Source organism: Sphingobacterium sp. UBA7625 (assembly GCF_002484085.1).
Taxonomy (GTDB): Bacteria; Bacteroidota; Bacteroidia; order Sphingobacteriales; family Sphingobacteriaceae; genus Sphingobacterium; species Sphingobacterium athyrii.
Window position 1 is genome coordinate 1 of record NZ_DLJD01000042.1, and the last position, 23,302, is coordinate 23,302.

At 40.9% G+C, this 23,302-nt stretch carries 22 protein-coding genes; 6 read left to right on the top strand and 16 right to left on the bottom strand.

What is annotated here, in order from left to right; all coding sequences use genetic code 11:
• Positions 1 to 704, top strand: a 704-nt coding sequence (locus tag B4G94_RS17910) for a DUF4290 domain-containing protein (RefSeq protein WP_286860620.1), incomplete at its 5' end; no start/stop codon positions are given.
• A 270-nt stretch (positions 705 to 974) separates the two neighbouring features.
• Positions 975 to 2,300: a UDP-N-acetylglucosamine 1-carboxyvinyltransferase gene (murA, locus tag B4G94_RS17915; protein ID WP_108636921.1), complete on the top strand. Its 1,326-nt coding sequence runs from the start codon at positions 975 to 977 to the stop codon at positions 2,298 to 2,300.
• A 94-nt stretch (positions 2,301 to 2,394) separates the two neighbouring features.
• Here murA and B4G94_RS17920 read toward each other — a convergent pair whose 3' ends face one another.
• Both B4G94_RS17920 and B4G94_RS17925 read right to left on the bottom strand, forming a co-directional pair.
• Positions 2,395 to 2,799: a DUF5606 domain-containing protein gene (locus tag B4G94_RS17920; RefSeq protein WP_104385787.1), complete on the bottom strand. Its 405-nt coding sequence runs from the start codon at positions 2,797 to 2,799 to the stop codon at positions 2,395 to 2,397.
• Positions 2,800 to 2,825: 26 nt separating this feature from the next.
• On the bottom strand, positions 2,826 to 3,284 hold the full coding sequence (locus B4G94_RS17925) for a peptidylprolyl isomerase (protein ID WP_108636920.1): 459 nt from the start codon (positions 3,282 to 3,284) through the stop codon (positions 2,826 to 2,828).
• 165 nt (positions 3,285 to 3,449) lie between these two features.
• Between B4G94_RS17925 and radC the strand changes: the two genes are divergently transcribed.
• Positions 3,450 to 4,148: a RadC family protein gene (gene radC, locus B4G94_RS17930; RefSeq protein ID WP_165305761.1), complete on the top strand. Its 699-nt coding sequence runs from the start codon at positions 3,450 to 3,452 to the stop codon at positions 4,146 to 4,148.
• 16 nt (positions 4,149 to 4,164) lie between these two features.
• A complete protein-coding gene (locus tag B4G94_RS17935) occupies positions 4,165 to 4,914 on the top strand; it encodes a class I SAM-dependent methyltransferase (RefSeq protein WP_286860625.1) in 750 nt (249 codons plus the stop codon).
• A 2-nt stretch (positions 4,915 to 4,916) separates the two neighbouring features.
• On the opposite strand, the gene B4G94_RS17940 is transcribed toward B4G94_RS17935, so the two are convergent.
• From B4G94_RS17940 to B4G94_RS17950, 3 genes are all read right to left on the bottom strand, one after another.
• Positions 4,917 to 6,461 carry an MFS transporter gene (locus B4G94_RS17940; RefSeq protein ID WP_286860627.1) on the bottom strand — a complete coding sequence of 515 codons (1,545 nt, stop codon included), beginning with the start codon at positions 6,459 to 6,461 and terminating at the stop codon, positions 4,917 to 4,919.
• A 3-nt stretch (positions 6,462 to 6,464) separates the two neighbouring features.
• Complete coding sequence (locus tag B4G94_RS17945) at positions 6,465 to 7,526, bottom strand: HlyD family secretion protein (protein WP_286860629.1); 1,062 nt, start codon at positions 7,524 to 7,526, stop codon at positions 6,465 to 6,467.
• A 63-nt stretch (positions 7,527 to 7,589) separates the two neighbouring features.
• On the bottom strand, positions 7,590 to 8,036 hold the full coding sequence (locus B4G94_RS17950; RefSeq protein ID WP_108636916.1) for a MarR family winged helix-turn-helix transcriptional regulator: 447 nt from the start codon (positions 8,034 to 8,036) through the stop codon (positions 7,590 to 7,592).
• Positions 8,037 to 8,169: 133 nt separating this feature from the next.
• Here B4G94_RS17950 and B4G94_RS17955 point away from each other — a divergent pair, with 133 nt between their 5' ends.
• On the top strand, positions 8,170 to 8,628 hold the full coding sequence (locus tag B4G94_RS17955; RefSeq protein WP_286860631.1) for a hypothetical protein: 459 nt from the start codon (positions 8,170 to 8,172) through the stop codon (positions 8,626 to 8,628).
• Positions 8,629 to 8,666: 38 nt separating this feature from the next.
• Here the strand turns inward: B4G94_RS17955 and B4G94_RS17960 are convergent, their stop codons facing one another.
• From B4G94_RS17960 to B4G94_RS17975, 4 genes are all read right to left on the bottom strand, one after another.
• Complete coding sequence (locus B4G94_RS17960; RefSeq protein WP_286860633.1) at positions 8,667 to 11,981, bottom strand: DEAD/DEAH box helicase; 3,315 nt, start codon at positions 11,979 to 11,981, stop codon at positions 8,667 to 8,669.
• Positions 11,982 to 11,992: 11 nt separating this feature from the next.
• On the bottom strand, positions 11,993 to 14,062 hold the full coding sequence (locus B4G94_RS17965) for a TonB-dependent receptor (protein WP_286860635.1): 2,070 nt from the start codon (positions 14,060 to 14,062) through the stop codon (positions 11,993 to 11,995).
• Positions 14,063 to 14,080: 18 nt separating this feature from the next.
• The gene (locus tag B4G94_RS17970; protein WP_286860637.1) at positions 14,081 to 14,890 is read right to left on the bottom strand and encodes a hypothetical protein; all 810 of its coding nucleotides are present in this window, start codon (positions 14,888 to 14,890) and stop codon (positions 14,081 to 14,083) included.
• A 109-nt stretch (positions 14,891 to 14,999) separates the two neighbouring features.
• Positions 15,000 to 16,310, bottom strand: a complete 1,311-nt coding sequence (locus tag B4G94_RS17975; RefSeq protein WP_108636911.1) for a BamA/TamA family outer membrane protein — start codon at positions 16,308 to 16,310, stop codon at positions 15,000 to 15,002.
• A gap of 252 nt (positions 16,311 to 16,562) precedes the next feature.
• On the opposite strand from B4G94_RS17975, the gene B4G94_RS17980 reads away from it, so the two are divergent.
• Positions 16,563 to 18,443: a M1 family metallopeptidase gene (locus B4G94_RS17980; protein WP_286860640.1), complete on the top strand. Its 1,881-nt coding sequence runs from the start codon at positions 16,563 to 16,565 to the stop codon at positions 18,441 to 18,443.
• Positions 18,444 to 18,602: 159 nt separating this feature from the next.
• On the opposite strand, the gene B4G94_RS17985 is transcribed toward B4G94_RS17980, so the two are convergent.
• The 7 genes from B4G94_RS17985 to B4G94_RS18015 all read right to left on the bottom strand — a co-directional run bounded on the left by B4G94_RS17985 (position 18,603) and on the right by B4G94_RS18015 (position 23,172).
• Positions 18,603 to 19,217 (bottom strand): alpha-ketoglutarate-dependent dioxygenase AlkB family protein, encoded by a 615-nt coding sequence (locus B4G94_RS17985; protein ID WP_165305772.1) that lies wholly within the window; start codon positions 19,215 to 19,217, stop codon positions 18,603 to 18,605.
• A gap of 23 nt (positions 19,218 to 19,240) precedes the next feature.
• Positions 19,241 to 20,077, bottom strand: a complete 837-nt coding sequence (locus B4G94_RS17990) for a methylated-DNA--[protein]-cysteine S-methyltransferase (RefSeq protein ID WP_165305773.1) — start codon at positions 20,075 to 20,077, stop codon at positions 19,241 to 19,243.
• Positions 20,078 to 20,155: 78 nt separating this feature from the next.
• Complete coding sequence (locus tag B4G94_RS17995) at positions 20,156 to 20,443, bottom strand: SelT/SelW/SelH family protein (RefSeq protein WP_108636909.1); 288 nt, start codon at positions 20,441 to 20,443, stop codon at positions 20,156 to 20,158.
• Positions 20,444 to 20,535: 92 nt separating this feature from the next.
• On the bottom strand, positions 20,536 to 21,393 hold the full coding sequence (ygiD, locus tag B4G94_RS18000; RefSeq protein ID WP_286860644.1) for a 4,5-DOPA dioxygenase extradiol: 858 nt from the start codon (positions 21,391 to 21,393) through the stop codon (positions 20,536 to 20,538).
• A 115-nt stretch (positions 21,394 to 21,508) separates the two neighbouring features.
• Positions 21,509 to 22,342, bottom strand: a complete 834-nt coding sequence (locus B4G94_RS18005; RefSeq protein WP_286860647.1) for a helix-turn-helix transcriptional regulator — start codon at positions 22,340 to 22,342, stop codon at positions 21,509 to 21,511.
• A gap of 388 nt (positions 22,343 to 22,730) precedes the next feature.
• Positions 22,731 to 22,868, bottom strand: a complete 138-nt coding sequence (locus tag B4G94_RS18010; RefSeq protein ID WP_286860649.1) for a hypothetical protein — start codon at positions 22,866 to 22,868, stop codon at positions 22,731 to 22,733.
• A 28-nt stretch (positions 22,869 to 22,896) separates the two neighbouring features.
• Positions 22,897 to 23,172, bottom strand: coding sequence for a hypothetical protein (locus B4G94_RS18015; RefSeq protein ID WP_286860652.1), 276 nt, complete (start codon positions 23,170 to 23,172; stop codon positions 22,897 to 22,899).
• Positions 23,173 to 23,302: the final 130 nt, after the last annotated feature.

Sequence of the window (23,302 nt, forward strand, 5' to 3'; positions counted from 1 at the left end):
AGGAAGAAAGAAATAAACATGCCCAAATCGTGATCGACATGATGGGGGTGTTGAATCCACACTTAAGAGACGTTTCAGATTTTAAGCATAAACTTTGGGATCACCTCCAGATTATCTCGGATTTTAAGCTTGATATTGACTCACCATATCCAATCGCTACCGCAAAAAGTGTGAAGCATGAAGTGGAACACTTGGGCTATCCGCAACATTCCATCAAATTCAAACACTATGGATTTACGGTGGAAAAAATGATTGATAAGGCCTTAAAAGTGACCGATGAGCCTAAACGCGAGCAGATGGTGATCGGTATCGCCAATTTTATGAAAATGGCCTATGTTACCTGGAACAAAGATTCCGTATCTGATGAATTGATAATCCAGGATTTGAAGGAATTGTCCGGCTACCAATTGACTCTACCCGAAGGTACGGTATTGACTAAACTTGATTTTAAAACTCCGCCTCCTGGAAACCGTGTTAAAGGTCCTACAACAGGCAATTCAAGCGGAAACAATAATAATAGCGGCAGCAACAATAACAACTCTTCAGGTTATCAGTCGAAAGGCAGCGGTGGTAGTGGCAAGCCTCGTATGTCAAACAACAATAACAACATGAAGCGGAACAATTTTGGTGGCAGCAATAACAATAACAACAACAATAGAAACAGAAAACCTCAGAATAATTACAATAATAATAAAAGAGGCTAGTTCTTTAAGTTTTTAATTTATAAGAAGCGGGCAATTGCGAAGTGATTCATATATTTCTTTACAATTGCCTTCTTTATTTATGGAATGGATTTGTTTATCAGTTCCGGTCAATAGGATCTGACTGAACGGAATCTGTGCATTGGAAAATTCCATAAACTTTTTTCAATACAATTTTGTTGATTTTAAGAAGTCCGGATTTTCATTTAGTGACATCAGGAAACTAAATTATACCTCGGGTTTTGTTGTAATAAGAAGATATCAGTTATATAAATGAATGCATTTGAAATAATCGGTGGAAAACCGTTAAAGGGAGAGATTATTCCACAAGGAGCAAAAAATGAAGCTTTACAGATTCTGTCAGCAGTTTTACTGACTGAAGAACCCATGACCATCAGTAATATTCCGGATATTAAAGATGTCAATAAGTTAATTGATCTGTTGGCCGCATTGGGCGTTAAAATTGATCGTATAGATAAAGATACTTATGTTTTTGAAGCCAAAGACATTAATATAGATTATTTCCAATCGCCTGAGTTTAAGGAGAAGGGCGGGGGCTTACGTGGTTCGATCATGATTGTAGGACCATTATTGGCTCGCTTTGGCAAAGCTGCCATTCCAAAACCGGGAGGTGATAAAATCGGGCGTAGACGTCTCGATACACACTTTCTGGGTTTTGAAAAACTAGGTGCCAAATTTGTCTACGACGCATCCACACACTTCTTTAATGTAGATGCTACCGAACTGAAAGGTAATTATATTTTATTGGATGAAGCGTCCGTAACCGGTACGGCAAATATTGTTATGGCTGCGGTATTGGCCAAAGGAACGACAACTATTTATAATGCGGCCTGTGAACCTTATCTGCAACAACTCTGTAAAATGTTGAATCGTATGGGGGCTAAGATATCGGGCATTGGATCTAATTTGCTGACCATAGAAGGGGTACAACGTCTTGGCGGAACATCGCATCGTATGTTGCCTGATATGATTGAGATCGGTTCTTTTATAGGTTTGGCGGCAATGACCGGTTCAGAAATTACTATTAAAGATGTCTGTTTTCAGGAATTGGGTGTAATACCTTCGGTATTTTCCCGTTTGGGTATTCAATTTGAATTGAGAGGGGACGATATCTTTATTCCGGCACAGGATTCTTACGAAATTGATACTTTTATAGATGGTTCCATTCTGACCATCTCGGATGCACCATGGCCCGGATTTACACCGGATCTTCTGAGTATTATTCTTGTGGTCGCTACACAGGCGAAAGGGAATGTATTGATTCACCAAAAGATGTTTGAAAGCAGATTGTTCTTTGTCGATAAATTAATAGATATGGGTGCACAGATCATTTTGTGTGATCCGCACCGCGCGACCGTAATCGGAATGAATAAATCCCATTCTTTGAGAGGTATCGAAATGACATCTCCTGATATTCGTGCAGGAGTATCCTTATTGATCGCGGCTTTATCTGCAAAAGGAAAGTCCGTGATCCACAATATCGAACAGATCGAACGTGGATATCAAGACATCGAGGAACGCTTACGCAAACTAGGTGCAGATATCAAACGTGTGGACGTCGAACCAAAAGGTCACTAGTCAAGTATTTGCATAATACGCAAAAAAGATTATTGCGAAAAACTAAAAAAGCCCCGGAACTTGTTGCGGGGCTTTTTTTATCCGGCTAGCTGGATTATACCAAAGGAGCAGGTGCTTCTTCTTCAAATAAAGGGAATTCCTTGATAATGTTGTACCAAGTGATTACCTTCTTGATATCTGATGTGTATACACGAGATTCATCATGGCCTGGAGCAACTTCACGGAAGAAATCCCGCAATGTAGCGCCGTCTGATTTCGTGTCAGGTAATGTCAAACCTTTTTCTTTAATGGTTTCGAAGATATCCAAAAGACGGATTTCCTCTTCGTCACCATAAATGGTAATATCTTCCAATGTTGCCATTTTTGTCGAAGATAAACTTACCACAGTTTTAATTTTTGCTTGATCAAGGGTTTCTAAAATAAAACCGCCTTTGTTTTGTCCAACCAATTTGAACAATCCTGGTTTACCAGTTACAGATACTAATGCTCTTAAATTCATCTTAATTTTTTTTAAATCTCCAAGAATTAATCTTCGATTACTTCAATTGATAAAATACGGTCTCCTTGTCTGATATCGTCTACCACATCAACATTCTCGATTACTTTTCCGAAGCAGGTATGGTTACGGTCTAAGTGAGCTGTATTATTGCGGCTGTGGCAAACGAAAAATTGAGAACCCCCTGTATTGCGACCAGCGTGAGCCATTGACAATACACCTCTGTCATGGTATTGATTTTCACCAGTTAATTCACAATCGATTTTATATCCGGGGCCACCTGTTCCGGGGATACCTGCAGCACCTTCACGTGAATTTGGGCAACCACCTTGAATAACAAAATCAGGAATAACACGGTGGAAAGCCAATCCGTCGTAATAACCTGATTTAGCAAGTTTAATAAAATTTGCTACTGTATTTGGAGCATCGGCTGTGTAGAATTGCACAGTCATGTCGCCTTTTTCTGTTTTAATAATCGCTTTACTCATGTTCAAAAATTTTTATGAAATACAAAGATAATGTTTCAGAGTGAAATGCGAAGTAAATCCCAATCTCCATTTTTTTAAAATCACGTTATTTGTAGGAATTTGATCTCAAAAATAATGCGAAATATTTTATATATTTATGTTAGCTAGCCGGTTATAGTTTAAACAATGTCAAATCTGCATAAATTAGTTATCAGGGAATGGTCCGAGGCCGACCGTCCCCGCGAGAAATTATTGAATCAGGGACGAAGGGCCCTTTCCGATGCGGAGCTATTGGCTATTTTGATCGGATCTGGTTCAATGGACGAAAGTGCCGTAGGACTTTGCCGACGTATTTTAGCGGATGCCAACAATAGCCTGGATACACTTTCCAAGATGGAAGTCAATGAATTGAGTCGATATAAAGGTATTGGTGAGGCCAAGGCCATATCGATTATTGCAGCCTTGGAGCTGGCGCGGCGCAAGAAAGAATCTCCGGCAGAGGAAAAGAAGATTTTAAATAGCAGCAAGCGTGTGTATGATTTTATGAAACCAATCCTACAGGATTTACCCCATGAGGAATTTTGGACACTTTATCTGAACACGGGATGCAAATTGTTGGATCAACAGCTTATCGGCCGCGGTGGAAATGATTTTACACCAGTCGATGTCCGAATTATTCTGAGAAATGCCCTTGCAATAAAAGCGCATTCTATTGTACTGATTCACAACCATCCTTCAGGGACTTTGCAGCCGAGTAATGCTGACAGAATTCTGACGCAAAAAATTGTCGAAGCATCAAAAATTATGGATATTAGGGTGAACGATCACCTGATCTTTACGGACAATGGATATTATAGCTTCAGAGATGAAGATATAATCGATTAGCTATAGCAAATCTGATATGAGCAAAAATAGTATTGAGCGATTCACCGACAGGGTTGTGGATTATGAAAAATTCAGACCCAATTATCCCAAAGAAATTATTCAGATTCTTCAGGAAAAGATAGGTCTGAATAAAAGCTGGCTGGTGGCGGATATCGGCAGTGGTACCGGCTTATCCACTCAGTTATTTTTAGAAAATGGAAATGATGTCTTTGCTCTGGAGCCCAACAGGGAGATGCGTGAATCTTTGGTGCACCATTTTAAAACATACCGGAACTTAATTGCATTGAACACCACGGCTGAAGATACCGCTATCGAGTCCGGTTGTGTAGATTTAATTTTCGCCGGGCAATCTTTTCATTGGTTCGATCGGACCGCCTGTTTCAAAGAATTTAATCGCATTCTTACAAAAAACGGTCATATTGTGCTGGCCTGGAATCAACGTGATCCGGAAGATGCTTTCCAAAGGGAATATGAACAATTTTTACACAACCATATTCCCAGCTATCAATCTGTCAGTCATAAAAATATAACTGATGCGGACCTTCGTAGTTTTTTTGCCGATAGACCAATGACGAAGGTATCCTTGCCTAACCAACAAGTATTTGACCTGAAATCCTTTTTGGGAAGGGTAAGATCATCCTCTTATTTTCCTAAAGAGGGGACGGAGAATAAAAATTTATACGATGACCTTCGCTCGTTGTTTGAAAAATATGCGATCTCCCAACGTATCGTGTTTCGGTATATTACAGAGATTTATATCAGTTAAGATTAAGCGACCGGAATCTGTAGGGCTTCTTTTGTTGTATTTTTTCTTTTCCAGTTGAAAATGCGTCTGGCAGGGGAAGAATGATAAGGAAACACCAAAATGAGGAATACGAGGATCAATCCCACAATAAACAATCCGTTATAACTGTCCCGAATGGCAAGCAAAGAGGCTTGTACTTGTACCGATTTGCCGATATTGGCTGATTGTAAAACCAGGCTATTCGTGTTATCTATGATGTTAGCCAAATTACCTGTTTTAATGACCTGTTGACGATAATACCAATTGGCAATAGTATTGCTCCACACAACGGGCACCAAGAACGAACGGGTCAGGATCAGAAAAACCAATCCAGATAAGTAATATTTATTTGGGATATTAGCCGCCATATATACGCCTATGCCAATGTACGATGTAATCACAGCGATCCCTCTTAAAATCATAGGTAGGTAAAATAGGGTGGTATGTACCTGTAGACCGGCAATCTGTGCAAAGAAAAAAGAAGATAATGCATAGCAGATAGCGGAAAAAGCCAAGATGAATTTACATTTTTTGGTAAACTTAAAGTATGCATACGAAATCAGCGCACCGATAAGGTATCCGGGAATGACGTAAGTGTTTACTTTTGCGATCTCCAATGGGTTTGTTCCAAGTGTAATTCCCAATAGTGAGCTATATAAGGATGTGGAACTGTAAAAAATTCCGAATAGAAAGATCGTTCCGACGGATATGGGCAAAGTCCGCGTTGAAAAGGCCTCAAAATTCATCAGCGATTTTCGGATGATAACACTTCTATTTATAAAGAGAGCAAGGAATAAAATTGCCGCAGCTCCTGTCAGTATAATCAATTTGGAGTGAAACCAGTTTTGTGTTAATCCATAAGTACCAAAATACGCCATATTCAGCAGGGAAATGCAAAACAATATGCTCCCAAACCAGTCATACTGGTAAAGAGGTACTTTTTTGAAACTAGACGATTTCATAAAAATAATGCATAGCAATAAACCGATAGCCAATAATATATTCTGGAATAGAAATACAGTTTCCCAGTAGAATGTTGTTGCGAAAATAGTGGCTATATAATTTGCTATTGCCGGGAAGATCATTGTCATCGGGTAATAAACAGCATAAAGCTGGTAACGTTCTCCACGTGGCATCAGAAAAGGAATCATTTCCCCGATAATGGCCATGGTGACGATAATTTTGGCACTTCCAATAAAAAACGTAGCCATACAGATATTGATGCCATTGTTGGCATGTTCCAAAATCGCATTTGAAAAAAGGATAACAATGGTCGAAACAATCAGTATCGTTTTTTTGGGAAGAAGCTTAATCAACCGAAACACTAATGGAATTGCACAGACCATACCGGCATAATAGCAATATGTTGCCATATTGAGATCTGCACTTATGCCGGCGTAACCGTTCATGACATACGTATTGACCGACGATGGGATTCCGTTATTGAAGGAAAATATAATGTTGAGCAAGAACAAAAAGAATAGTTCCCATGTTGGGCTCAGCCAATCTCTAAAAATACGATCTTTCATGATTTACTTTATACGTATAATAGCATTCATGCCCACGCGGAGAAGATCCATATCCCGTCTGGAGTTGGATGCCGTGAAATTGATACGGACGGGTATCCGTTGCTGTACTTTTACAAAGTTTCCCGTAGCGTTGTCGACAGGAACAGCCGAATACTTGGATCCAGTTGCCTCAGATATTGCGACTACTTTACCTTCAAAGGTTTTTCCCGGCAAAGCATCAATTTCTATGTTGACTTTTTTATCCATTGTAATGTTTTTCATTTGGCTTTCGGTGTAGTTTGCCGTTACCCATTTCTGTTCATCACGGACGATGTTGACCAGTGGTGTACCATTTTGCACCAACTGTCCCTCTTCGATATTCCGTCTGCCCAATACCCCATCATAAGGAGCAGTTATTACGGTATAGGATAAATTCAGTTTGGCTAAGTCTATCGCAGATTCGGCCTTAAGCAATGAAGCATTGTTGACGGATACTTTTTGTACGGATTCATGGCTGTTGAGTTTGGACGTTTGTTGCTGTGCAAGCAATGCTCTGTATTTGGCCGACATGGCTTCATACTCCGATTTTACCTGGTCAAATTGGTAACGGGTCACTGCCTCGTCTTTTACCAGACTCGCGTACCTGTTGTAATTGGCTTCCATATTGTCCAGCCTGGCCTTCATTTCCTCAATATTGGCATTGGCGATGGCCGTACCAGTATTGGCAATGGCGATTCCCGATTGTGCTATGGTCTTATTGGCTTTTGCATCCGCTAAGCTGGCTTCGGCATTCTGTAGTAAGATGCGATATTCTGAATCGTCTATAATCACAAGTGTGTCGCCTTTATGTACTTTTTGGTGTTCATCAAAACGTATATCCTTAATATAGCCGCTGATTCTTGAATTGATCGGTGTAATATGGGCATCTACTTGTGCGTCATCCGTATAAACAGATTCATTGATGTGAAAGAAAACCATAATCCCCCATACAATCGTTACGACAATAACTAACGCTGATACACTATTGATGGCCCATATTCTTCTTCTTCGTTTAACTTCTTTCTCACTTAATGTTGAACTATTCATGGCTCATTTTTACTATTCGTCCTGTACGGAAAAGTATTACTTTTCGTACATCATATTTATTTTTTACTGTTTATCAATGATCAGATTCAATTTTTCCAAAAGCTCAGTGATCTCCGATACTTTTTGCGGCGTGATTTCCTTTAGGATCACCTGATAAAGATCTTGTTGTACAGGATTCAATAATTCCCTGTACGCATCGCCTTTTGAGGTGAGTTCAATTAAGTTGTTCCTACGGTCATTAGGATCACTCACACGCTTTACCAGGTCACGTTTGCAAAGATTGTCTATCAGCGGAGTGACACTCGCTTTGTTTTTCTGTATCGCAACAGCGATATCCTGTTGATTCATGCGTTCCTTTTTCCAAAGGGTCGCCAATACCTGCAACATCTCATAGGTGATATCCAATTGTTGCTCCTTGATTTTCTGGATATAATATTGTTTTAAGCTCGTTCTTAACGAGATGATAGCATCCACTAGGGGTTTTACCGGATTGGGGGATTCATTTTTCATAAAACAAAGTTAAATATAAAACAGTTAAATATCAAACTAATGTACGGTGATCGTTAAAAATATGTTAAAGATATGACGGGAATAGGTGTGTGGCATTTTATTTGGAAGTGTTTTAGGCATAAGTAAAAAAGATATGCTGAGAGTTGAATTGATATTCTTTAGACGCTGCTTATTTTTACTGCCAATTTTTGTATTCGCAAGTAGAGTAAATGGTCAGCAGCTTACTTCCTTAAATAATTGGGATGAAAATTTCCCTATTGTAAATCGTTGGATAGATCCTTTTTTTCCTGTAAACATGCAATCTAATGTCGTTAGTTTGGAACGAACGGCTGATAAAGGTAAAAAGGCTGTCGCAAAGGAGCAAACGATGGATAAAGTAGATGCGGCGTCTGTTGATCTTTCTAATGTGGTTGTTGCCCGTATTAGACATCAAGGAGATATCAGGTATTCTTCTTCGCGTTCAGGTGCATTATACCGCGTTGCTTTGGACAAACAGACCGATGAACGATATGAGGGTAAGCCTGTTTTTGTAGATGCTAAGGGAGTAAAATATATAATTGACTCGAAATATAGAAAGCAAATTATCAGATAACTGAATAACTAAATTAAAAAGCTGTAAGGCAATAAATCCTACCGTAAAATCTTAAGTAAATAATCCTTATCAAGGTAAAAAGCATCTAAGCTTCCTCCATCCTCAAGAATAGTGCTACTGATTTCCTTTTTATGCTGCTGAAGCGCCTGAATTTTATCCTCAACGGTATTTGGACTGATCAGACGTACTGCGGTGACATTCTTTTGTTGGCCAATACGGTAGATACGATCAATCGCCTGTTGTTCCACAGCCGGATTCCACCAGGGATCAACGAGATAAACCACATCCGCAGCAGTGAGGTTAAGCCCCGTTCCTCCGGCCTTGAGGCTAATCAGAAAAACCCGGCTATCTTCGTTCGATTGGAAATCACTGACAAGCTGTCCCCGGTTTCGCGATTGACCGGTGAGGGTGAGCGACGGTATTCCATTTTTATCCAACGCTTCTTTAATCAGATGCAACATGCTGACAAACTGCGAGAACACGATGATTTTGTGCTGATCTTTTTTATGCTGGATTTGCTCGATCAGCATTTCAATCTTTGCTGAATCTTCGGCAGACGTTAAATCTTCGCTCTGGAGCAATTTACTGGAATTGCAGATCTGTCGTAATTTGGTCAGACCTTTCAGAACGTGCATCGGACTTTTCTTGATTTCATCCCCATCTTTAGCAGAGATAAACTCCCGAAATTCTTTTTCATAGAGATCATATATCCGTCGCTGTGCGGTTTTCATTTCACAATAGAGTACCAATTCATTTTTTGCGGGAAGATCATCCAATACATCCCGTTTTGTTCTTCGAAGGATAAAGGGTTTTATTTTTTCCTTTAGCATCTTCTTTCTTTTGCGGTCGTGAAAAGCATCAATTGGCGTCGTATAGACGTCTTTAAAGTACTTTTTATTTCCCAATAAACCCGGAATGGCAAAAGAAAGCTGCGCAAACAAATCCATGGTATTATTCTCAATAGGTGTTCCTGTTAGTATGATACGATTTCGAGCGCACAGTAAATTTACCGCTTTGTACCGCTGTGAATCCGGATTTTTTATGTATTGAGACTCATCGAGTATAACATAATTGAAGGTCAGTTTCTTTAACCTATTGATGTCGGTCAGTAGATTATGGTAAGAAATAAGCACGATATCCAGTTCTTCAAACTGCTCGCTTATGTCGCGTCGGTTTGGCCCCTCTAGGACGAGTGTATTAAAAGAAGGTAAGAATTGCTCAATTTCGCGCTTCCAGTTAAAAATCAGCGTCGTAGGGAGAACCAGCAATGTTGGTGTCGTTATGCCTTTTGCTTTTTGAGTGGCCAGAAAGGCCAGGATTTGAACTGTCTTTCCCAGCCCCATGTCATCCGCCAGGCAGGCACCAAAATTTAATTTGTCCAAGAAGTTGAGCCATTGTAACCCTTGCTGCTGATAGTGACGCAAATCGCCGACAAAAATGTCGGGTAATTGCACCGGCGGGTAGCTTGCTAATGTGGAGAGCTGATTTCTTAAATAGTCGATCTCGACGGATACGGCATGATCCATCTCTTCGTTGGAAAAGAGCTGGTCGATTTCATTAAACTTGAATTTGGGAATCTGAAGAAGTTCGTCTTCAATGACTTCTGCAGCATTAAAATAGGCCTCAAATTTTTCCAGCCATTCCTGAGGTAAGACACCAAGTGTGCCATCGTCCAGGGGAATAAATTGGGAACGGTTGCGGACTGCTTTTTCCAGTTTCTTAAGCGAGACACTTTTGGGACCAAATTTGACTTGAATATTGGCATTAAACCAATTTTGTCCACTTAATACCTCGATCTGTATTTTGCCTTTGAACCTGCTCAGTTTATTGCCTCGTATGGTATTGAATCCAATGATTTGGACTCCGTGTTGGTGCCACTCTTCAAATGCATTTAAAAACCAGTTTTTATCGAGAAAATATTTACGGTGTAAATAAAGGTGTTGAAAACTATCATCATCCAATTGCTCCTGAAAATAAGTATGCTGCTTGAGGAGCAGTGAGATGACTTTTGTTTCAGCCTCTTTTTTCCGCTCTACCAAAAATTGGGATCCTTTCGCATCTGTTCCAAATATATTTCTTTTACTCAGGATCGGAACCTCAACATCACCGTAACGCATGACAGGAATGATATTTACAAAATCTTCCGATTCCTCCAGGAAGATAAGTGCTTGCATATCCTGATAGTAGAGGTTTTCTTTCAGTTGCGGTTTATTCGCCTTGGGGATATCCTTAAAATTTAACGCAACCGAATTGGCCAGAGGGGCCAGGAATAATTCGTTAAATTCTTTAAACTTATTCCGGTGTATACGCAGCTCATTTCCTTTGTTTCCAAACAAACGAATCAGTTTGAGATGAAGCTTATTCTCAACAAGATATAGGTACTTTTTTATGGCGATAAAATGATCAAAAAGAATAGTCAGATCCTGTAGTTCGTAGGTAATGCCATGAATGGATAATTCTCCTTTAATGCAATAAAAGGAACCGCGCTGTTCGATCAGCAGTTTGATTTCGCCTTTGCTGAGACCGATTTGAATCGGAGATAAGGAAGTAGCCGTTATATTTTCTGCTTTTTCATAATCATGAAGGAAAAAATCCAGGGCCAAAGGATTCTTGGCAATGGCCCGCAGACTTCGGCCAATGGGTGTATCTGTCTGTTGTAGGGGTTGAGCCAATTGGCTGATCGCCGCAAAAAACTGGGTTTCGTCAATGGAGTCTGTTTGCCAGATCCGTGATTGGCTCTCCACTGTGGAAATTGGGTTTTTCGGCGTGCCCGATTTAGACAGGGGTGCCTGACATAGCAGGACCTGTAATTGTTTATAATAGCGATTACGTGTCAGTACAATGAAGCTATGCAGTTGTTCACTGTGAATTTTAGTGGGTCTTGTTTGTGGTTCCAGGAGATCAAAATCGTCTATGGATGTCAGGTGTTTATCTTTGAGAACAAATTGCAGCGCTGCATCTTTAATATGTGCTGAAAAATAGTTTTCCAATAAGGGCTCATGTTCTAAACCATATTGTACAGCAATCTTTTTTAAAAGATTTCGATACCGGTTAAAGTCAAAAAAAGACAACCAGTTTTCTTGTCCGAATAGCCTTGTTAATGTCGCTTTCTGGTGACTACAGAAACCTGTCTCCCCACAATTGCAGAAAAGCGAAGTTACAGGTGATCTGTAGATAACCATCACCCGGAAATCCCTGTAATTTTCGAGGACCTGAAAGGTCGCCTGATTGAATTCCATCTCCACGACATTGACTTGAATATTTGCCAGGGCACTATCCATCCAAGAAAAATAAGAATAACGGCTTACTGAACCGAAATCTATTGTTGTCAACGTATATTGATGGAACTCCATATATCAGGGGATTAAAAATGAAAACTCATACCGCCATAATAATTTCGCAGGGGAGCAGGATTGAAATATCGGCCACCAAAAGCATTGATGTCATTGCCGAGACTATATTTTTGGTTCAACAAATTGTCGGCACCGACAAAGAGATTGAGCTGATATCCTTGACCTATCGCTGTACTCCACGATATTTTGCCCTGTAAAAGATGATAGCGGTTGGCATAGACTGTATTGGCATCATCCAATGGTATTGCGGCGGTTAAATTCGAAAGAAGATCCAATCGAATTTGGTAGGGAAAAAGGGCATTTAAGGTATTGACCCAAACTGTTTTCGGTACCGCTGTTAGTTTGTTGCCACTATAATCTTTATCTCCTACCTTATAATTTTTGAAAGCATAATGATTTAACGAGAAATTGCTCCCCACCTGTAAACTACGGATTATCCCCGAAGATTTTGGAGTCATCAAGTAGGTCAATATAGAGGCTTCGATTCCCTTTTGGTCTATCTTTCCTGCATTCTGAAAATATTCTGCTCCCGTTTCACGTACTTGTCGAATAATGGCATCATTCATTTGATAACTATACACTGAGGCATCAAAAATAACTCGACGGTTCCACAAATGCCATCGAACACCAAATTCATGGTTGGTGCCGGTCTCCGGCTTGAGTTCGTTATTAATTATATTGTCGGATGAGCGTACTTCAGCAATTGTCGGCGCAGAAAATCCTTTTGAGATCGAGGCCCGAAGGGCGAAAGTTGCTGTAGCCTGGTAGGAAACAGCTGCCCGTGGCATCCAGGTATTCCCGAAATCGATCTGTGCTTTATCCGCCTGGGCTACAGGATAGCGCTGTTGATAAGCGATTTTGTTCTCATTGAGTCCGACAGATAATTCGACTTGAAGGCGTTCCAGCCAAGATAACTGTGTGCGTGCAAAATATGATTGCTGGCTGTTTTCCAATTTATCTTTCGCTTGCGGATTACCTATATTCCCCTGGTTATTATCATAATTGTCAATATCGTACCAGCCTTTTTGTGCTTCTAAACCAAATTGCAGTTCATACTTTAAGTTTTTGCTGACCCGGTCGACATAGGATAGATATAGTCGCGTCCCCAGATTTTTCTCATCCCTTTTTTCATAATTTGTGATAAAAGGATTTTTAATTTGGTTGGATGAACCGAAAACACTGGCAAATAAGGTTAAATTGGAACTGATATTCGTTTGGTTGCTCAGACCTCCGAAAAATGTTTTATCGTAGATTGCTGCTTTTTGTTCAGCCGCACTTGGGTTTGGCCCAGCTTTGGGGCGGGACTGCCGTCGATCGTCATCCATTTGTGCAATAGTCAGGCCGCCGGGAGTCTGATAGCCCAGATCAGTGTAAAACCCTGTAAATTTTAGTTCAGCATGTTTGGCATATTGCCAATTGTAGTTTAGCTGGATGTTCTTCTTATTCAAAGATGAATGCTGTCGATACCCGTCACTACGCGTCCAACTTTGATTGATGGCCAACTGTTGTTTCTGCTTTATGGGCAGCATGGCATTGAGCTGCTGTTGAAATAACCCATACGAACCTCCTGTTAGCTGTAGGTTGACTTCGGGCTCGGTCAGGGTATTATAACCTTTGCTGTAGAGTGAAATTACACCACCGGAGTTTGCACCATAAATGGAACCATCAGGACCTTTCAAAACATTGATCTGGTCTATCGTGTAAGGGTCGACCAGGTTTAAATAAGTGTTTCCACCTGCATCTGTGAGCGGAAAGTCATCCAGATAGATCTTTACATTACGTACACCGAACGGAGAACGCAGCATGCTGCCACGCAGTGCCAGTCGGTAACTCCCCGGGGAACGCTCTTCCATACGTAATCCGGGCACCGTATTCATAACGGAGACAAGCGCCGGCGATTGCTGTGATTGTAAACGTTGCTGGCTTAACACAGCCGCCGATGAGGTTAGTTTTAATAAAGGCTGTTTAGTAAAATAAGCTTTAATCTCCACTTGTTCAAGCCTATTGTTGGTGCTGTCAGTAGTCTGTGCATATAATTTGCCACATAGACAAAGGGCGGCGAGTACGTAATTTCTTTTCATGGCTAATGGTTCGATCGGCTAGTCCGCAAATTCTTGGCTAAAGTAAATTTCAAAAATCTCTTTGGTCTTATTGTATTTTAGGTATTGATAATTCGCATATACTGAACTTGTCGGTATACACAAGGTATTAGCCATGCTATTTTTCGAAAAATCTTTGCTTAGGCATCCCCGTTTCAGATCGATGTTGTTATTTTTTGAGATATCATCAATGGAGAATGCCTTGTCATCGATCAAGTAATTTGATTGACTCGAACGGATATAGTCTTCCTGATAGATCAGTTCGGCGGCAATGCTATAATCTATTGTGCCATTGGTATAGTAACAATCGGATTGTTGCAATAAATTGGATACATGTACATCTCGATACAATGTTTTAAACCGTTTGCTCTGCTGGTCAAAAAGAATGATTTCAATTTGATGTTTTTCTTTATCATAAACGACATAAGCAACATCATTTTCCTTGTTGCCAAAGATATCCCCATTTGTGTGAGCCAGCAAATCGAGGTTTGTATGGCTTTCGAAATAATTTTTTTGGTTTTCGGCAAGGTCCTTAAGCAACTTTAGATGTAATTTTTCAAAGAGCCCCTCATCAGCCAATTTGACGAGCTGTTGTCGTTGCTGATTAGCCGTCTCTTCGGTTCGCGGATTAGCATAGGTGGATGTATCAAGTAGAGGTTTCACTATACGGGGGCTTTCAGCCACCTGCCGATTTTGGTTGTTGACCGCACTATCTTTTGTCGGTATATTTTGAGAATTAGATTGAATTGTCTGCTGGCAGGAAGCGAATCCAAAAAGCAAAAAGTATAGAAAAATCGTCTGTAAATTCATGCGTATTTATCTTCAATGGGAGGCTCCGCCTATCGGATTTTAGGCGAAGCTACAATATCGGCTAATTTAATGATTTTATAGAAAAGAAGTCTTGCTGCTTTCCATTAAATTAAAACGCTTCATTCAATCCGAGGAAGAATCCACGGGATCCATATTTTCCTATGGCGTAGTCCAAACAGAGATTTGTCCGGGTGGCTTTGTTAAACAGGACGCGTAATCCTGCGCCGCCTCCCGGTTGCCATCTTTCAAAAAGTTTTGTCCCTAATTCATCGCTTGCACTTTGGAGATTAAAAAATGCTGCACCACTCAAAAAACGGTTTTTTAAAATTGGAAAGCGATATTCCGTTTCTGCGTAGGCAAAAGATATCCCCTTAAAATAACCAATTGTATAGCCACGGCCTGTTCTTACAGCGGCATCCCTTCCTGTCCCCGGCAGATCAAAGTAAGGGAGGACACCGCCCAGCTTATACGAACCCCAATACCAGAATGCAAGCACATGTGCGGGATCGGATTGCGATACACTAAAGTATTTACGAAAGTCAGTCGTGAGTTGGACGGCACTTTTGCTACTGCCCAGTAAGGTTGTATTCCATCGCAGACCTATATCCGAATAGATTCCCTTATAAGGTCTGTTGGGATTATCTCGGGTGGTGTATTGCATATTTAGCAACAGTCCGTTTGAATTATAGCTATCTGGGGCAAAACCATGTTTTTCCGTGTAAATGGTATTTGGTGTAATATTCCCGTTAGGACCACTGCTTGTTATCTTTCGACGAAGGTCGAATGCTAATCCAGCTCCTAGAAACAAATCATCGGCAACCTTTTTGTAGACCTTCTCATTAAACGTAAAGGCATTGTATTTGGCACCATATTTTTTATGTTCGGGATTCGCAAGTATTTCCTCTTCTTCATTGTTCCATTTGCCGTAAGGAGTCATACCCAAACCCGCATCCAATGCAACCATTTTGACCAAAGCGAAAGCTCCTTGAAAATTCAGTTTATTGTTTGGGGTAAACACATTATGGCTGATGTAGAAGACCATAATGTTTTTGGTCGTGATGGACGCTGATGTTGCCGCAATTGACATAGTTGTCGTCTTTGGGTCCCCCAATATTTTCCCCGCAACGGCTTTGACACCGATCTGTCCACCGATCGTAGGGTTATAGGCGATATTAGGCATTAGCGTAATCGGAGAACGTTTGCTCGATCGTTCCTTTTTGCGTTTAGGGTGAATAATGCGACCGATTAAGTCCGATATATCATATTGGCTTGCCAAAATCGAGTCGCGTTGTTTTTTATAGAATGAAGCAGAATCTATTTCGCTTTCAGATTGAGCTACAAGCGTATTGGATATCAGCAGTAGGCACGATAGTAAAAAACAGAAAGTGAATAAATAGTGATTACGTAATAGTCGCTGCATACCTTCGGGTTTATCTTAGATTTAAACGTCAAAAATATTAAAATGTTTTCTAATCGGGCAAAGCCAATTCCGTAAAACATTGATATTGGCATAAACGGATAAGCGTGTAAAGGCTATCGGTCCGGATGAATGATCCGGGGTTACGGCTCAACGGTGCGGGGCGGAATATTTTTGGCAGTAAGGGAGAATCCCGTAATTAAACTTGGAAATAAGCGCAAATTTATCTTAGTTTTGATTATTTAATTCGGAGATATGATCAGACAAAACATATATCGCTGCGGTTTGGCTTTACTATTGATGACAGGCTTGACACGCGCGCAGGAGCTCTATACACCCAGAAATATTAAACAAGCCATTGAAAAAGGTACACGAACCACTACCGGAGAGCCCGGTAAAAATTACTGGCAAAACTTTGGAAAATACGATGTCAAGGTACAATTGGATCCTGCGACGAGGACTGTTCGTGGAAATGAGACAATTTTATATACCAATAACAGCCCTGATACACTGAAGCAATTGGCTATCCGATTTGTGAATAATGTGCACAAGCCCAATGCCGTGCGTGCTAACTATGCCTCGGATGATTATTTGACCTCGGGGCTGAAAATAAAATCATTCACGCTCAACGGACAGGTTTATGAGGTAAATAGTGCGGATTGGGGCACAGTGAAACTTGGTGATTTTGGACAGAAAATACTCCCCGGTACCGTGACGACCCTAGCGATCAGCTGGGAGTATCCTTTATCGGTTGAGAGCGACCGCGATGGCATGCTTAACGCATCTACTTTCTATTGTGCTTATTCCTATCCACGTGTTTCTGTCTATGATGATTACAATGGCTGGGATGTTTTGGAGCATAACGGTAGACAGGAGTTCTATAATGGTTTTAATGATTATCAGTTTGAAATTGCTGTTCCTAAAAATTTTGTCGTATGGGCTACAGGCGAGCTTCAGAATGCGGCGGAAGTATTGCAGAAGCCTATTTTAGAACGCTTTGAGCAATCGAAACAGAGTGATGTACCTATCCATGTTGCTACAGCCTCCGAGATGAAAATGGGCAAGGTGACGGTACAACAGGAATGGAACAAATGGAAATTTAAAGCGACTTATGTTCCTGATTTTTGTTTCAGTGTGAGTGACAATTATATTTGGGATGCGGCCAGTGTAGACTTGGGAACGAAACGCGTTAGTGTACAATCCAGCTATGTTGCTGGCACGCCCGATTTTGAACAGTATATTGGCTGGCAGCAATACTGTATTGAATGGTTTTCGAAAAACTGGCCCGGAGTGACCTATCCCTACCCCACGATGACAGCAATACAGGGATTTGCGGATATGGAATACCCGATGATGATCAATGATTCGAGTGTGCCCGATAATTTGGTTGATGCCCGACAAACAGCGGATCATGAGATCGCCCATACCTATTTCCCTTTCTATATGGGGATCAACGAGACCCGATATGGGTATATGGATGAAGGCTGGGCTACGGCTCTGGAATTTTGGATCGGTAATGCAGAGATTGGCGCCGAAAAGAATAAGGAGCTGTTTAAAGATTCGCGTGTGAAACGATATATCTTCGATCCATCGACCGAGGAGGACCAGCCATTGATTACGATGACTTCACAACTGAATGGTCTGGGGTATGGAAATAATGCCTACATCAAAGCCGCCTTATCGTATATCGCGCTGCGGGATTATCTTGGCGATACACAATTCAAAAAAGCGTTACATCATTATATGGATCTATGGCATGGTAAGCACCCGACACCATGGGATTTCTTTTACAGCATCAATGCTGGAGCGGGTCAGAATTTAAATTGGTTTTGGAAAAACTGGTATTTTACCAATAATTATATTGATTTAAAGGTGGATAGCCTAAAACAAGCTGATAATAAAAATACCCTGTCGATCGCTAATGTTGGCGGATTTGCCGTTCCTTTTGATGTCTTGATCACCTATGCGGACGGCACTTTGGAAACAAAACATCAGACGCCTTCGATTTGGCAGCCCAATGAAAAACAGGCAACAATTACCTGGTCATCACCTAAGAAGATAAAAAAGATTACGCTGGATGGGGGTGTTTTCATGGATTACACAGCCAAAGATAACGTTTGGGAAGCAGTAAACTAATGTATCAATTCAATTGGATCAATCGCTGCGTCAGGAGAGATTGATCCAATTGCTCACCCGATAAAGTTTATGCTTGCTCAAGTCATAAATGTTGTGCTGATATTCCTCACGACGTATATAATTCGGTTTAAATGAACTGCATTTATGATTCAGATGTTTTTAAAGAAAATTGTCGATGGTTCGGAAAGTAAGATTGACACGTGGTTTAAAAACTTTTTTTGTAGGGGGGAGCCGATGCAACCAATAGGTCTGTGTGAAGCCTTTCATGACCAAGAGACTACCATTTCCTAAAATAAGATCTATCTTTTCTTTTGTGGTTTTATGTTTGAACGCAAATTTTCTTTCGGCTCCAAAACTTAAAGAAGCAATTGCCCCATTTTTTTTCAGGTCTTTTTCTCCGTCACTATGCCAGGCCATGCCTTCGTCACCATTGTGATATAGATTTAATAAGCAGGAATTATAGGTTTCCTGTGTTTTCAATTCAGCAAGTGCTTTTAGCTCGAGAAGTTCTTTTGTCCAAGGGAGAGCCCTTTTTGTGGTGTTGGAATAACTATATTCAAAGGCCTGCTCGCCGTACCAGGCAACTTTGCGTTTGGTGATAATTTCGTTTCCAAAAATAATAGCGCGATCATTTACCCATTCGATGGAATCCATTAACCGGTCGAAATAGTGATTTGCTTGGGCCTGATCTAGTATTTTGCCGTAATAATTGACTGTCCCATCATAGGGTAGTATATTTTTGTTTCCATCAAAAAGATTGTCGAAGAGTTCCATGATATCCTTGCCGTTTTGTTTTTTTATATTGCGGCATGGAGGCTTTCCCAACCAATCATCGCTGTTTTCCGCATCGGATCCCAACGATAACCGCCAAATATACCACTGTTTTGAATAACCCGATGACAGGGAATCAGATACGCAATCGGATTGCTGCCAACAGCAGTGCCCACTGCGCGTGAAGCCTTGGGATTGCCAATTTGAGAAGCAATTGAACCATAAGTGCTTAAATTACCCATCGGAATTTTTAATAGTGCTTCCCATACTTTCAATTGAAATTCCGTCCCCTTGAGGTGCAATTTCACCTGACCGATGTCATTATCCTGTGGATTTAGTGCTTTTAATGCATTTTCGTGCATGATATCTCCTTGCTGTATAAATTTGGCGTTTCGAAAACGCTTTTGGAGTGTCTTGAGCGCAGCGTCTTTATCTTCTTCGTAGGCAATATGGCAAATGCCCTTTGAGGTAGAAGCGATAATGATAGGACCAAAAAGCGTTTCATAGTAATGATAAGAAATGAGTAAGTTGGCGCCTTCATTCTTGTATTCAGCGGGTGTCATCCCTTCGATATTGATAAAGAGTTCGTGCAGCCTGCTACTACTTGAAAGACCCAGCTGAAAGGTGGTTTCTGCAATATTGTTTTCTTTCAATAATGATTTTGCGTGATTTAAACTGATATATTGCAGGAATTTCTTTGGGCTTGTTCCTGCCCAAGAGGTAAACATCCGTTGAAAATGAGCTTCACTCATGTAGACATGGGAAGCGATCTGCCCTAATGTGGGCTGAGTTCTAAAATTTTCCTGCAAGAAATGTATTGCCTTGGCGATACGTTGAAAATCTACTTCTTGTTGAATAGTCATGATTGTCCATTTAGTGTACACAAAGGTGCTAAGAAGAAGAAGTTTATAAAATCCGATTTATGCTATATTGAAAGAATGCTAGGAAGTTTTGTCCGAGTGTCCCAATGATTTTTCAGGAGCGACAATATCCCGGATCAGTTGTTTTAGCTCCTTTATTTCCGGGAATCGGCCGGCTCTCTTTCGATCGAAGATTTCTTTTCCGTCTATGCGTATGGTATAGCGGCCTGAAATTTCACTTGGAATAAGCAGTACCCCATGGATATCTTCTGTGAACGAGCTCAGGATTTCTTGGGACATATAGGCCGCACGCAACATCCAATTGCATTTTGGACAGTACTCGATTTCGATAACAGGTTTCGTTGCCATGATTTAAATTAAGCGATTATGCATTCTATAAGACAAATGTACCGATCTCTGCGCTACCGTCAAAACATCCATAAGAAATCCCGTCGTTTTCATTATCCGATTTTTAATGAGGTCATGGTGAGGGAGCCTGCTACAGAATTGTCATTGAACAAAAATAAATCTTCATTTTTTTCCTGTAAAGCCAGGCTATAGATTAAAGGAAGATAGTGCTCCGGTGTAGGGATGGCTAGATCAAACTCTTTTCCCTGCTGCCTGAAATCAATTAAAGCCTGATGATTGCCATCCAGAATAAACTTTTTCATCTTATCATTGGCAAGGGTAGCCCACTCGTAAGCATATCCTGTTGTATTGAGTTTGTCCCAGACAACCATCCTGAGGTTGTGGACCATATTTCCACTTCCAATAATCAAGACACCTTTTTTCCGTAGTTCCGCCAGTTGTTGCGCAATTTCATAATGATAGGAAGCAGGCTGGGTATAGTCAATACTCATCTGAATAACGGGAACATCAGCATTGGGGTACAGGTGTTTGACAACAGACCAGGAGCCATGGTCCAAGCCCCATTTATCGTCTAGATGAACCGCTGTTTTTGTAACGATGCGCTTTGTCTCATGGGCTAATGAGGGGCTTCCGGGGGCAGGGTATTGCACGTCAAACAAAGCTTGCGGGAAACCGCCAAAGTCATGGATTGTAGCCGGATGCTCCATGGCCGTAACAAATGTTCCACGTGTCTCCCAGTGTGCTGAGATCACTAAGATTGCTTTCGGTTTTTCGAATGTCTGTCCTATTTTTCTGAACCCTTGGACAAACTCATTGTCTTCAATGGCATTCATGGGGCTTCCGTGTCCTAAAAAAAGAACCGGAAATTTGTCTGTAGCAGCAAGGTCAGTAGAAAATTTACGTAATGAACTTGCGGGGCCTGCTATGCCTGATAGGGGGAGTGTTGCCATAATTTTGATAAAATCCTTTCTACGCATTTGAATGATACGAATAGCGTTAATTATTCGTACAAAATTAGGTGGTCTGGAACGGTATCAGGTATTGTTTTTTAGCCAAATTGTTGTATTATTCGGAAATCAGCTTCTGAATTTCATGTCTAAATTCAGATGGGGTCATCCCAGCTTTCTTCTTAAAAACATTGGTGAAATAAGCTTTTTCCTGATAGCCCAATTCGAAACCTATTTCTGAAATGGTTTTATTTGTTGTTAGCAGCAGGTTTTTGGCCTCTATCAGTTTTCTTGTTTCGATGATCTCCGATACACTTTGTTGCAATATACTTTGGCAGATCAGATTTAAATTGCGGGCAGACATAAAAAGTTTTTCCGCGTAATAGTTAACGCCCTCCGGTCGTCGATAATTTTCTTCCAGTATAGATAGAAAACTGGTGAATGTTGTACTTTGGTTTTTTAATTGTTGTTGTGTAGCAGGAAATTGTTTTTTCCGCTCAGACTCTATCATAATAAATATTGTGCTTAACAACTGCTTAATTACCGCATAGTCAGCTACGGCTTGTTGCGTTTCCTGTTGCATCAGTTGGCACAAAATCACCAACCTGGAAAAACAGGAGGGCTGAAAAAAGGTTAATGTCGCATTTTCGTGAAAATGCGCATAGAGCTGGAAGGTCGTTTCGGGAATGAATTCGCTTTTAAATCTGATTACCCAAAAGTCGATCTCTTGGTCCAATAGGAGAGGTGTTACCCGATGATTTTTACCTTGCGCGATAAAACTGATGAACGGAGCTGTATAGGTTTCCGCTTTAAAATCGATAAAATGTTTTAATTGTCCTTTGACACCGATAATCAGTTCTTCGAAATCATGTTGATGTATTTCGTTTTTCGATTCTTGGATGCGTAGTGCTTCATTCGCATCAAGCTGGTAAATTTTGAAAAGTTCGTTCAAAATCGGGAATGTTGATTAAATATTTCTTTTATCCGAATATACGGCTTAATTCATGATTTTTGACTTTTCAACTTCAAAAAACTGCGTTTCCACTGAATTTTACGCGTTGTTAGCTTATATCAATTTTTTTTGGCTGCGGTTCTGGCACTGTTCGCTTCCGAATCGGGTTTGATCGCGACCTAAATGGTTGGTCCAAGCGAATTTAGAGAGGTCGGATTTGGGATTGTTCATGTCGCACCTCCGCTTTTAGTTATGTTATGATCTGTTCAAGTATTGATTTTATAATAGTTTAGAAGTAAGCTAGATTTAGGTTAGGATTTAGTTAGGTATTCATTAGGTAAAACCTAATGAATACCTAAACTAAACCTAAACAAAACCTAAGTAAACCCTAACTAAACATTGGATCTGTATCGGCATTGCTGTTGCTGCTTCTGCCTTGTTTTTCTATGGCCCAAGCGGACTGCCGGGCTACGGCTTTTATGCCTGCCCAGGATTCGGTCTCCCTGACCGGGGTGATCCGGCTCATTGGGAGTTTTCCGGTCCTGGTCTTTTGCCTATCCGGCCGGGGTGCGCTCTAGTTCCCCTGGAGGTCTACTGTTATCTGACCTTAGACCTTGCTTCGCTGGCCTTTCCGATCCAGCGTCTCCGCACCTGTGCTCGATTCCCTTTTCTTTTCCACGGCATCCGCCGGGCCTGAGTTCCGATTTCCGTTCCGGAAAGGACCCGAAATCCTCCATCCGGGCATCAGGATACTGTAAATAAGGGTAAACCCATGCCCATAGGGTTGTTTTTGCATTGCCATGTCCTTTCTGCGGTACACGATTCTCCATTTTAGGCTTCCTCAACCCTGTTCTGCAAAAACAATCAGCCACATGTCCAGCTAGTTAGGGTGATATCAAAAGAAAATAAAACAAAAGGCTTGGAAGTTTGTTAGTAATCTCCCTATCTTTGCACCACTCC